This is a genomic window from Gracilimonas sp. B-17 (assembly GCF_056857935.1).
In genome coordinates this window covers 1164452-1177585 of sequence record NZ_JBSXOA010000012.1, presented here as the reverse complement: position 1 = coordinate 1177585, position 13134 = coordinate 1164452, and the positions used below count along the sequence as shown (strand labels likewise).

Annotated in this window: 9 protein-coding genes; 5 read left to right on the top strand and 4 right to left on the bottom strand. The window is 39.9% G+C overall.

The features are described 5' to 3' along the window. Nucleotides 1-1851: a type II secretion system protein GspD gene (locus AC13FX_RS13475; protein WP_482881333.1), complete on the top strand. Its 1851-nt coding sequence runs from the start codon at nt 1-3 to the stop codon at nt 1849-1851. A gap of 65 nt (nt 1852-1916) precedes the next feature. Here the strand turns inward: AC13FX_RS13475 and AC13FX_RS13470 are convergent, their stop codons facing one another. Beyond that, entirely contained in the window at nt 1917-2699 is a 783-nt protein-coding gene (locus tag AC13FX_RS13470; RefSeq protein ID WP_482881332.1) for an alpha/beta fold hydrolase, read from the bottom strand. Between the two features lie 146 nt (nt 2700-2845). On the opposite strand from AC13FX_RS13470, the gene AC13FX_RS13465 reads away from it, so the two are divergent. Continuing rightward, nucleotides 2846-3652 (top strand): lysophospholipid acyltransferase family protein, encoded by an 807-nt coding sequence (locus tag AC13FX_RS13465; RefSeq protein WP_482881330.1) that lies wholly within the window; start codon nt 2846-2848, stop codon nt 3650-3652. A gap of 3 nt (nt 3653-3655) precedes the next feature. Continuing rightward, nucleotides 3656-4456, top strand: coding sequence for a DedA family protein (locus AC13FX_RS13460; RefSeq protein WP_482881329.1), 801 nt, complete (start codon nt 3656-3658; stop codon nt 4454-4456). A gap of 61 nt (nt 4457-4517) precedes the next feature. Here AC13FX_RS13460 and AC13FX_RS13455 read toward each other — a convergent pair whose 3' ends face one another. Beyond that, on the bottom strand, nt 4518-6746 hold the full coding sequence (locus AC13FX_RS13455) for an NADP-dependent isocitrate dehydrogenase (protein WP_482881327.1): 2229 nt from the start codon (nt 6744-6746) through the stop codon (nt 4518-4520). A gap of 523 nt (nt 6747-7269) precedes the next feature. On the opposite strand from AC13FX_RS13455, the gene mutL reads away from it, so the two are divergent. Continuing rightward, on the top strand, nt 7270-9123 hold the full coding sequence (gene mutL / locus AC13FX_RS13450; RefSeq protein ID WP_482881326.1) for a DNA mismatch repair endonuclease MutL: 1854 nt from the start codon (nt 7270-7272) through the stop codon (nt 9121-9123). 114 nt (nt 9124-9237) lie between these two features. Further along, on the top strand, nt 9238-10350 hold the full coding sequence (locus tag AC13FX_RS13445) for a tRNA-queuosine alpha-mannosyltransferase domain-containing protein (RefSeq protein ID WP_482881325.1): 1113 nt from the start codon (nt 9238-9240) through the stop codon (nt 10348-10350). Between the two features lie 256 nt (nt 10351-10606). Here the strand turns inward: AC13FX_RS13445 and dnaB are convergent, their stop codons facing one another. Both dnaB and AC13FX_RS13435 read right to left on the bottom strand, forming a co-directional pair. After that, complete coding sequence (dnaB, locus tag AC13FX_RS13440) at nt 10607-12145, bottom strand: replicative DNA helicase (RefSeq protein ID WP_482881324.1); 1539 nt, start codon at nt 12143-12145, stop codon at nt 10607-10609. 119 nt (nt 12146-12264) lie between these two features. Then, a complete protein-coding gene (locus AC13FX_RS13435; RefSeq protein WP_482881676.1) occupies nt 12265-13032 on the bottom strand; it encodes a CDP-alcohol phosphatidyltransferase family protein in 768 nt (255 codons plus the stop codon). Between the last annotated feature and the right edge of the window lie 102 nt (nt 13033-13134).

Below are 13134 nucleotides of genomic sequence, written 5' to 3'. Positions count from 1 at the left end.
ATGAAAGCACTTTTTAAAAAATACTGTTTGTTATTCACTTTCTTCTCGGTATTGCTGTTAAATGCAGTGCCTCAGTTTGCCACAGCCCAGATCGTGGATCCACTTAGGGAGTATACTAATCCGGACGAAGTAGTTACTTTCAACAAAAGTACCACATACAATGAAGCTATCGAGATCATTGATACTTTTGCTCAGGAGTATGAGAATAAATTTATCGTAGATAATTCAGGGTATAGTGGTGCCATTGGTGTTAATTTGCCTGCCATGCATTGGAAAGATGCCCTGCAATACATCATGCGGTTCCAAAATCTGGAATTAAAAGAATTCGAAGAATATTATGAGATCGTTGTTCCTGAGCAAAAAACCACTGCTGCTACCACACAATCTACAGGTGGTGCAAGAGCAGGAGGTCAGGGTGGATCCGGCATAGTACTGCCTACCACTGAAACTCGAGAAGTTAGGATAAATGCCACTTTCTTTGAAGGTAACAAACGGGCTCTGCAGGAGATCGGTGTTGACTGGTCTACCTTAACCAGTGATGTACCTGATGAATTAAATGATTTCGTGGCCGGTGAGGGTAATGAGTCTCTGCCCAATACAGAATTCAATGATCAGTTTGTGGCCGTGAATTCATTTAATGCGCAAAACGTATCACAAAATGCCTTCAATGCAATATTCAATACCGGAGAATTTGGTCCCGGAATAAGCGTACAGGCACTATTCAGTGCTTTTGAGGCTGATAACCTTGGTAAAGTACTTGCCACTCCTTCTATCAAAGTTGTTGATGGTGAAGAGGGTAATATCCAGGTTGGTCAGGATTTTTCCATTAAACAGCGTGATATTGCCGGTAACGTGACTGATAATTTTGTGAGTACCGGTACGATTCTAACAGTGACACCTCAGATCATAACTCAGGAAGATACCTCATTTATATATCTGAACCTTGAAGTGGAACGATCAACTGCACAGCCTGATGTTGTAAGTACCATTATCAACAAACAAGAGGCTACAACGTCTGCAATTCTGTTAAATGGCGAATCAACCTATGTTGCCGGACTTTACAGAACAGAAGAGACGACAGTACGCCGGGGTATTCCAATACTGAAGGATGTACCTATTCTAAAATACCTCTTTGGATTTAATTCAGAGGATTATCTTGAGAATGAATTGATCATTATCGTACAGGCAGAATTAGTAGAGCCGGTTCGAAGTAGGTTTGATGACATCAGGAAAACGAAGCGGGATATTCTCAATGAGACCCGAGATGGCATGAGAGCAGATCTTGATAGAGTGTTTTCTATGGAAGAAGGACGGTTTTTAAGTCCTGATGAAGAAGCAATCGATACCTCTGAAGAAGTTATAATAGATGAGCCTCAGGATACTGAAAAGGCAGAAGAGCCTAAAGAAGAGGATACAACTGATGAGGTAGATGAAGAGCTAACTGAAGAACAGCAAGAAATTGCTAAAGAACTTAGTATGCCGGTTCAAAAGCCTGAGTTAATGGTTGTTGTACCCAAGGCCTTCAGTTTAGAGGAGTATCTGGAATATAAAGCCAATGGTGGTAAAGAAGAGATCATTGAGAATAATATTAATACGGATATAAAATATTTCATCATAGGCGGATCGTTTCTTGTTCCAGGTAACGCTCAAAGGTTTAAAGAACTCCTTGATGAGCAAGGTTATGACACTAGGATCCTTTTCAACCCTGAAACGCGATTCAACTATGTTGCCTATGAAGGCTATGCTGATTTTGATAAGGCAGTTGACAGAACTTATGAAGTAAGGGGTTCGTTTAACAGCGAGGCCTGGTTATTTACCCTTAGGGATAATACTGAAGAGGTAACAAAGTAAGTTAAAGTTAAGGGCTGCTTTACTGATAATTTCTTTAGATAAGCTATAACAGATGAATCAGGTGACTAAGAATGAGTTTTTAAATACTCAATTGAAAGTCTGTTAAATGCTCCAGGCCTTTCCACATTACAAACATGTCCACAATTCTCAATGACTTTCAAAGTGGAATTCTTGTGATCCCTGACAATAGATTTGACAGGGGGAAGGAACATATGATCTTCACTTCCCATGACGTATAACATAGGTGACTTGACTTCCCGTTCTTTAAAATATCTCAAGAGTGGATTAACCTCATTAGTTAATTTAAACCACCTTAAAAATTCTTTTTGGTAAAGTTTCTTGGCTTCCCGAATAAAAAGGTTCCTGGATTTAGCATGACGTTTTTTAGGCATTATGATCCAGGCAAAAAACTTGTATAGCCACATATAAGGGATAAAACGTTTAAAAGTGTGACCCAGGAATACAAGGATACGAGAGCGAATATTCAATCGGGTTATAGCTCCACATAAAACAGCTGACTTAACTCTTTCAGGGGCTATCTCACCAATTGTTCTGATGATAATGGTTCCCAATGAAACCCCAATGAAATGGGCCTTTTCTATTTCTAAGTGATCCAAAACATCGATCACATCCTGACTGATGAATTCGAAAGAATAGTCTTCTTCATAATATTTCTGCAACAGATCCTTAGATTTTCCATGACCCCGCAGATCTATCAGGAGTACATTAAAATGCTTTTTAAAATCTCGTAATTGACTAAACCAGATCGAGGAACTCCCGCCGGCACCATGGATAAATACTACCCAATCCTTATCCTCAGATGAATTATATTTCTTATAATAAAGCATTAACCAATCTTAGCAATAATTTTTATCTATTTAAATACTTAAAGAAGATTTAACAAACATATTAACAGTTTGGAAACAATTATAGTTTACGTTGGCTTTGCTATTTTTGTTATCATAACATTACCTGATAAAGATTTTCGATTATTATGAGGCATATTGCGGCTGTAATCAAAATGATTGCATTTTTGTTAGCTACATTGTTTTTCTATTCACTTATCATGGTCATACTTGTGCTTTCCCTGATCGGTGTAAATTATGAAAGATACAGAGGTTATTTACTCAATTATTGGGGTAAATGTATTTGCTTTATCATGAGGGTAAGATTTGAGATAAGTGGGCAGGTTCCTGAACCACCCTTTTTTCTAGTATCAAATCATCTCAGTTACGCTGATGTCTTTGTTTTATTTTCTCAGTTAAGATGCTTGTTTGTAGCAAAAAGTGATGTAAAACATTGGCCATTGATCGGATTTATTGTAAAGACCTGTGGTATTTTATTTATTGACAGACAAAGGAAAAGGGATATAACAAGAGTGAATGATAATATTTCTAAAAACATAAACGAGAACCAGGGTATCATTGTATTTCCAGAGGGCACAACCAGCCCCGGGACAGACGTACTCCGTTTCAGAGCTCCTTTGCTTGAATATCCGGCCAGTACAAGCTTCCCTGTTTCTTATGTTGCATTGTCTTACCTAACGCCCGAAGGTGAAGCACCTGCTTATCGATCTGTTTGTTGGTGGGACGATACTCCATTCTTTGTTCATTTCTATAATTTACTGAAGCTGAGATCCATTACCTGTAATATGAGATTTGGGGAGGAAACTATTACACGAAGTGATCGTAAAGAGCTTACAGAAACTTTGAATAGGGCGGTATCAAAACAGTTGGTGCCGACAGTTAAAATGAATGAATTTAATCAAAGACATGGGGAGTTTGAACCCCTTAAGATTTAAACTGTGAAGAGATCATTCTTACTCTATTTGTTATTCGTTTGTTGGACAATAGTTTCTACCGGGAAATTATATGCTCAGGATACTACTGATTCAAATTCTGTCTCGATCATTGAAGATAAGACCGTTTCTAAAGACAGCCTGAATAAATTACTTCCATATTTGGATGAGGTAAAAGGAGATTCCCAAACGGACCTAAATGTACTATATGTTATGGCTATCGCTGCCTCATCTTTGATAAGTGAGGATCTCGCTGCAATTGGTGCAGGAATTATGGCAGCCAATGATCTTATTCCATTCTGGTATGCTGCATTAGGTGCTATACTTGGAATTCTGTTTGGAGATTACTCGCTATATTTTCTTGGAAGATATTTAGGGAGGCCAGTGTTGGGCAAAGCCCCATTACGATGGATTATAAAAGAAGAGAGCATTAAAAATTCGGCTATTTGGTTTGATAAAAAAGGCCCATTTATTCTATTCTTAAGTCGGTTCATACCCGGAAGCAGATTACCTGTCTATCTTACAGCAGGAATTTTAGGCACCGGATTCTGGAAGTTTACATTGTATTTTGGCCTGACTGTTATTATCTGGACTCCGATCTTTGTTTGGTTATCTATGTTGGCAGGGCAGGAGATCTTTTACATGTATGAAGCATATGATCAATTTGCTATTCCTTTCATCATACTTTTTATTGGGCTCCTGATAGGATTTTATAAGGTGCTGCCACTGTTACTAACCGTAGCGGGAAGACGTCTTTTGTGGAATAAACTGAAATCATTTTTTAATAACAGAAAATCAATTTCATAAAAAAGTCCGGACACAAACGGTATCCGGACTAAATATTTATTCCTGGCAGATTAATGTCAGATCAAATAGAATCTATGATCTTATTTAATGTGTTACTAGGTCTCATGCGATCAAAAACCAATTCTCGATCAGGCCAGTAGTAACCTTCAATGTTTTCTGGTTCACCCTGTGCTCCTATCAACTCATTATTAATTTGATCTTCATTGGACTTAAGATCCTCTCCAATCGATCTGAAATGATCGGCTAACTCTTTATCCTTACTTTGTTGAGCTAAAGCTTCTGCCCAGTACATTGCAAGGTAAAAATGACTTCCCCGGTTATCATGTTCATTGACTTTTCGGGATGGTGATTTGTCATTTTGAAGATACTGAGTATTTGCCTCATCGAGTGCATCTGAAAGGACAAGTGCCCGGTCATTGTCAAAAGTTTTACCAAGATGTTCCAGTGAAACAGCCAGTGCAAGGAATTCTCCAAGAGAATCCCATCTCAGATGCCCCTCATCCAGGAACTGCTGAATATGTTTTGGAGCCGAACCACCGGCACCTGTTTCAAATAAACCACCACCATTCATTAAAGGCACAATTGAAAGCATTTTCGCGCTTGTTCCAAGTTCCAGAATAGGGAAGAGGTCTGTCAGGTAATCTCGCAGTACATTACCGGTTACTGATATCGTATCTTTGCCGGCTTTGGTTCTTTCCAGTGTATAGCGCATGGCTTTTTCCGGAGACATGATCTGAATATCCAATCCATCAGTATCAAATTCAGGTAAATATCCATTTACTTTCTTAATCAATTCTGCATCATGTGCCCGGTTCTCATCAAGCCAGAATATTGCAGGGACACCCGTTTCTCGTGCCCTTCGAACGGCAAGTCCAACCCAGTCTTTAATGGGAGCATCTTTGGTTTGGCACATTCGCCATATATCGCCTGTAGCTACATCATGTTCCAGAAGGGTTTCACCACTTTTGTTAACCACCCGGACAATACCTTTACCCGGTACTTCAAATGTTTTGTCATGAGAACCATATTCTTCCGCTTTCTTGGCCATGAGTCCAACATTTGGAACGCTACCCATTGTTGTTGGATCAAAGGCTCCATTTTCCTTACAAAAGTCGATCACTTCCTGATAAATGCCGGCGTAACTGCTTTCAGGTATAACAGCTTTTGTATCCTGAGTTTCATCATTTTTATTCCACATTTGTCCGGAAGTACGGATCATAGCAGGCATTGAAGCATCAATAATGACATCACTTGGTATATGCAAATTAGTGATCCCTTTATGGGAATTTACCATTGCAAGATCAGGTCCATTCTCATAGCAGTTTTTGATATCGGCTCTGATCTCTGCCTGTTTTGCTTCGTCCAGCTCCTGGATCTTGGATTCAAGGTCTCCAAACCCATTGTTAGGATCCACACCGAGTTCCTTTAAAGTTTCTCCATGTTTTTCGAAAACATCTTTAAAGTAGACTCTCACCGCATGGCCAAATATGATCGGATCTGAGACCTTCATCATGGTTGCCTTCATATGCAATGAGAATAACACCCCCTTATCTTTGGCATCTTTAACTTGCTCTTGCAGGAATTCTATCAATGCTTTTTTACTGAGGTTACCGGCATCAATAACTTCGCCTTTCAAAAGAGGCGTACTATCTTTTAAAACCTTAGTATTTCCATCTTCTCCAATAAACTCTATTCTTACATCATCATCCGTATCCAAAGTAACCGAGCGTTCAGAATGAGCAAAATCGTGATCATCCATCGTAGAGACATGTGTTTTGGAATCAGAACTCCATTCACCCATTGAATGGGGGTTCTTTTTGGCATACTCCTTTACGGGTTTAGGAGCCCTTCGGTCTGAATTACCCTCTCGTAAAACAGGATTTACCGCACTTCCTTTAACGGCATTATATCGGTCCTGGATCTTCTGCTCTTCATCATTCTTAGGTTCTTCGGGATAGTCAGGAAGATCATAACCTTTGTTTTGCAATTCCTTGATCGCAGCTACCAATTGTGGGACTGATGCACTGATATTTGGGAGCTTAATTATATTTGCTTCCGGTTTTTTGGCCAGTTTACCTAATTCTGCAAGATCATCTGAAACTTTTTGATCTTCTTTGAGATAATCAGGAAAGTTTGCCAGAATTCGCCCTGCCAGTGATATATCCTTGGTTTCAACATTCACGCCGGCTGCTTTTGTAAAAGCTTCTACAATGGGTAAGAAAGAATGAGTTGCAAGGTAAGGAGCTTCATCTGTGATAGTGTAAAATATTTTGGCTTTATCAGTGCTCATCTTTAAGAAATTGATATCGGTTTAAGATTTAATTTGATCTTCCTCAATGCTATACAAAAGGGAATGACAAGGCCTTGAGTTTACAAAATTTCGTAGCAAAAGGACATCAGATTGAATAATGAATATCGATCAATGGGATAATGATATTCAAAGTCGCTTTTCAGGATCTTTAATATTCGATGGATACTTAATAACGAATTCGAAACTCGATATTCACCTCTTGAATTTCCTATATTAAGGCACGATAGGTTAGCTCACTTCGTTAGCCATTCAAAGCCAATAAATTTGAGGTGCTGTTATGATCCGACCCATGTTCGGCTTCCGGCCAAAGCCAAAGAAATTCGATTACCAATACAGGTATTATGATCCTGAGAAGGATGAAAGAGAAAAAAGAAAAAAACGTATCAAGTTCGAAACGCATAATCGAAGAAGGCCTGCTCAGTTTACCCGGGTTCTTCTTTATGCTGCTTTATTAAGTTTGGTCGTATATCTAATATCATTATAAAATCAATAAATTAACCCATTGAGCGACACGCATATCAGCGATTCAATTATTCATCAGTTACCTCCTGAGATCAGTAACAAAATTGCAGCAGGAGAAGTTATTCAAAGACCGGCTTCGGTGGTAAAAGAGCTACTTGATAATGCCATTGATGCAGGAGCAGACCAACTAAAGATCCTTATCCAGAATGCCGGAAGAACCCTGATCCAGGTATCTGATAATGGTTGCGGAATGAGCAAGGAAGATCTCCCTCTTTGTTTTGAACGCCATGCTACCTCAAAGATCAATTCCGTTGACGACCTTTTCAAAATTAGGACCCTTGGATTTCGGGGAGAGGCCATGGCTTCTATCGCATCAGTATCACAGGTAACTGTAAAAACTAAACGAGCCGAAGATGAAAATGGCTGGGAGTTTGAAGTATGGGGTGGGGAGGAGCGTGAAATAAAGCCAACAGCTACTGAAGATGGCACAACCATTGCTGTTCGAAACCTTTTTTTCAATGTACCTGCCCGACGTCAATTTTTAAAAACTGATGTAACGGAACTACGCCACATTCTTCGCACCATTCAGTATGCCGCACTGGCTAGCACAGATGTGGCCTTTTATGTTGAAGCGGATGGAGATATCATCTATGACTTACCTGTTCAGGATCTTAAACAAAGGGTCACACAGATCTTTGGAAGCTCATATAAGGCCAGTCTGATCGAATTTGGGGAAGAAACCAGTTATGTAAAGATCCACGGTTTTGCCTCCGATCCAAAACTAGCTAAGAAAAGCAGGGGGGAACAGTTTTTATTTGTGAATGGTCGCCCTTTTCAGCACCGGTATTTAACACATGTCATTTTAAGTTTATATGATGCCTGGACCCGCAATAATGAATATCCTTTTTATGCCTTATTTTTTGATATTGATCCCTCAAAAGTAGACGTGAATGTTCACCCATCCAAAATGGAAGTGAAATTTGAGGATGAAAGAAGTGTGATACAGTTAGCCCGGTCTGTGGTTAACAGAGCTTTGAATAAACACTTCCAGGTACCCGATATTCAACCGGATGAAGATGTATTTCTAAGCGGTGAACAAACTAAAGGGTTTGACTCCGGTTTCAGCTTTGGTAATACAGCAACCGGCCGTAAAACAGATAGTGGGTTTCAGATATCGTCGCGGATAAATAAAGGAACTGATCCCGTGAAGGGACGTGGAAATGAGTTTGCGGATCAGGTATATGGAAATAGAACTTCGGGTTCTTCAAATTTTAATTTTTCTGAACAATCTGATACTGACCTTGATTCAAATGATCAAAATGCCGTTTCGCAGGATAAAGGATTCTGGCAACTGCATAATACTTATATCCTTACTCAGACAAGAACTGGTCTAACTGTCATTGATCAATATCTGGCCCATAAACGTATCATATTTGAGAAAGCGATAAATGCCACAGAAGAAGCATTGCCAAGTACCCAGCAACTGTTATTTGCGCAAACTCTCGAACTATCGGCCTCTGATTATACTTTATTAAAGGAGTTGCACTCTATCATACAAAGGATGGGTTTTTCAGTGCAGCTACTGAGCGGTAACACTGCTATGATTAATGGTGTTCCGGCTGATATCGAGATCGGAAATGAAGAGGAAGTCCTGGTTTCTATGTTGCACCAATACCAGGAACTGGGGCAGAAGATCAAGCTTGAAGCCCGTGAAAAACTAGCTATAGCTTTTGCTTCCAAGGCAGCCATTCCAAGAGGTAAGAAGCTTTCACAGGAGGAAATGGAATCTTTAGTTGACCAGTTATTTGCGTGTGAGCAACCTTACCTTGATCCACTTAAAAAGCCTACCATTAGCTATATACCATTGGACGAACTGCAGGCGCGATTTAGGTAACCTACTAACTTAAGATCTTGTTCACCATAAGAACATTTATATTTTTATCCGCTCATTGCAAAATTCCCTATACTAAGCCTGATCATATCATTTTAGCGATAAACTAATTCATTTATGAACATCCTGGCGGTTGAACCTTTTTACAGTGGTTCTCATAAAGCATTTCTAAAAGGTCTAGAGAAGCACTCTAGTCATAATATTATCCCAATTAAGCTAAATTACAAAGGCTGGAAATGGAGAATGCATGGTGATTCTGTTACGCTTACTGAAATGACCAATCAGGTTCAGGATGATATTGACCTGTTGCTAACCAGCAGTATGACCAACCTTCCTGCGTTTATGGCGCTTACAAACCCAAGGTTCGCCCACACACCGGTGATCATGTATATGCATGAAAATCAATTTACAAGGCCTATTCCCGAAGGAGAGAGCCGCGACCTGACCTATTGCTATATAAACTATTTAAGTATGTTGGTTGCAGACAAACTTGTGTTTTCTTCTCAATTTCACCTTGATGACCTGTTAGGTGCCCTTCCTTCGTTTTTGGATAACTTCCCTGATGGCAAACAATATAACACGATAGAAAAGATCCGTGAAAAAAGTGTGGTTATGTACCCGGGATTAGATCTAAGCAGTTTTGATGCTCAGCCTGATACCAGGGAAAATAATGAAACACCTGTCATTGTTTGGAATCAAAGGTGGCAATTTGACCGTAATCCAGCCATGTTCTTCAGGGTGCTTAATCGCTTAAATGATATTGACCTGAAATTTGACCTGATCCTGGCAGGTGACACGCAACATGAGAAACCTGAGGAATTTGAAAAGGCATGGCAGCGCTTCGGTCAGCAGATCACTCACTTTGGTTATGTTGACGATAAAGAGAATTACAGCAAGTTACTTCACTCTGGTGATATAGTTGTTTCAACCGCAAGTTATGAATTCTTCTGTGTGGCTATAATGGAAGCGATATATTGTGGCTGTCATCCATTGGTACCCAATACGTTGCATTATCCTGAGCTTATCCCAAAAAGCCTGCATGACCCACTTTTGCATGCTCATGTATTGTATGAAACTGAAGATGATCTTTTCCATCACCTTAAGGACCTGTTGACTGGAAAAACCAAACCCTTGCCGAAGTCTTCCCTTCAGAATATCAATAAACACCTGGAATGGTCTAAGAGGATCAAACATTTTGATAAGCTTTTTGAAGAGATGGTACACAATTGACCCGTCATTTTAACCGATGTGTTGAGCCGTACCGTAGGTAATGCATATTTGAGTGAAAGTTCATGCATTCCATATAAAGCAGTGCGGATTTACCTGAACGATAAGTCACAATCAAAAAGCCGTCAGAATTCTTCAGGCTATACTTGGAATGATCCTTTGCTACAGTGAATTTTGGATCAAATTCAGGTAAAGTTATACAGAGTCCGACCATAGATAAGTTCCTCGAACACTAGCTCATTCGAAGGTCTTCAATACTTTAAAAAGGAGCATCTTCATCAGGAGCCGGATTATGTGGCATAGGTGGGGCACCGCCATCTCCGTTATTCAGTTGAGGACCGTTGCTTCCATTATTTCCGCCTTCGCCACCACCCAAAGCATTACTGTTTGCGGAGGTGAGATTCTCAAACCGTGCATACTCTTTCACAAAATAATGCATCTTGCTTCCAACCGGCCCATTACGTTGCTTACCTATGATCACCTCTGCAAGACCGGCTGTAGACTGACCTTCCTCTGTAGTGGTAATACCATAATATTCAGCTCTGTAGAGGAACATGACAATATCGGCATCCTGCTCAATGGATCCTGACTCACGCAGATCACTGAGCTGTGGTCTTTTATCACCACCGCGTTGTTCCACAGCACGTGATAGCTGAGCCAATGCTATTACAGGAACATCCAATTCTTTGGCAAGACCTTTGAGTCCACGGGATATAGTAGCGATCTCCTGTTCACGGTTACCGATATCTTTTGAGTTGGCCTGCATGAGCTGAAGGTAATCCACAATGATCAACCCAATGTCCTTTTCACTTTTAAGGCGGCGGCATTTGGTTCGAAGTTCCATCAGGCTGATACCGGGTGTATCATCGATATAAATTTCAGCACTAAACAAACGACTGGCCGCATCAATAAGCCTTCTGAAGTCTTCATCCTTAAGGGTACCCTTTCTAGCTTCATCAGCTCTAACTCTTGCCTCCATGGTCAACAGACGCTGAACAAGAGACTGATTAGACATCTCAAGACTGAAGAGGGCAATAGGGGTTCTCAGGTTTTCATCCGGGTGCATGGCGGCATTTCGAGCAGCCGTAAGTACAAAGGCCGTTTTTCCCATGGAAGGACGTGCTGCAATAATTACCAGGTCACCTTTTTGCCAACCGGCTGTCATCTCATCAACAGCTAACCCAGACGGAACACCTGTAATACCGTAATCTTTACCTCTAAGATCTTCCAGGTAAGAGAGAGTATCTTTTAAAAGCTTTTCAACAGGAACTGCAGAACTACGGCTTTTCTGATTAGAGAGATCAAAGATACTTTGCTCAGCATGATCCAGTACATCATAGGCGTCAGATGTTGTATCGTAGGCTTCCTTAATGACATCATTACTTGCAAGTATCAGGTTTCTTTTGATAGCCTTTTCAATAATGATCTGAGCATGATATTCAATATTTGCTGACGAACTAACAGAGCGGGTGAGATCAGAGAGGTAAGTTGTACCACCACACACTTCAAGAAGATTATTGTCTTTCAACTCATTTTCTACCGTCAGCAGATCCAGCGGATTGTCACGTTCATAAAGATTTGATAGGGTTTCAAATATGTGGCGGTTCGCGGTTTTGTAAAAATCAGTGGGCTTTAACATTTGAAGGGCAATGGTGGCTGCACCATGCTCAATTAGCATTGCCCCTAAGACCGCTTCCTCAACTTCAACTGCCTGAGGAGGTACGCGCCCACCTTTTTCTAATTCCTGGGTATCGTTTTGCTGATACTTATTATTGTAAGACCCTGATTTTTTCGCCATGTTTGAAACTGAAACCTAATAATCGTGTGCAAATTCAGAAATCAAAAATAGGTATAAAAACAGACCGAATGTGGATTCTTTTTAAACAAATTTTAAACATCATTATCCACAATAATTCACTATTTCAGGAGCAGTTTTCGAGCACCAATAAAAAAAGGAATTAATACTGAATAAAAGATGAAAAAAGGTATGATAACTTCTTTTAAGCCGGTAATCAGAAAAATACTGATCAGTAAAAGCTGGAATCCTAACCCATAGGCTGATAGAGGTGACATCAACCATTTTGGAAAATTTGTGGAACTGGAAGCTTTACGGTCCAGTGCATAGATCAGCTTATCAAAAATTCCATATAAAGCTTTATAGGTCTTGAAAAGAATATTCACATGCTTTTGTTTTTCACCTTTTAAAGCATTTGGTGCGTTGCTCTCAAAGATCTGGCTGGTTTTGTCACCATTTGTATTGGTTCTTAGGATCACGTAATAGTAGTTATATAAGGTGCCCTGAAGTTGCAGACAAAAGAACGCTATGATCGCAGTATAAAAAGGTAAATTTGTAATACTCCATATAGAAATTATGATCAGGAGGTTAAGAATAAAATCTGAAATGGAATCGAGATATCTACCGGTATAGGATGGCGTTTTCTTAACCCGTGCCAATTCACCGTCAGCGGCATCAAGGATAGATTTTATAACAAGGAATACTGCAGCCAGATAATAGTAACCGTTAAGGATACAAAGGATGGCAAACAGTCCGGAAATAATAAACCAAATAGTGACATCAATGGGGGTGAATTTGGTCTTTTTCAGAGAATTGGCAATGACTCGTGCTACTGGCCTGCCATAATCAGACAGATCCATGAATTTATGTTCATCAGGTAATTTGGACACTGTGCTTTTACTTGTGCTGAAGTTTAGCCGACAAAAGGCATACTTACTGATTATAGTTCTAAAATCAGACATAATTCTGTCTATTAATTAATTTTATTGAGC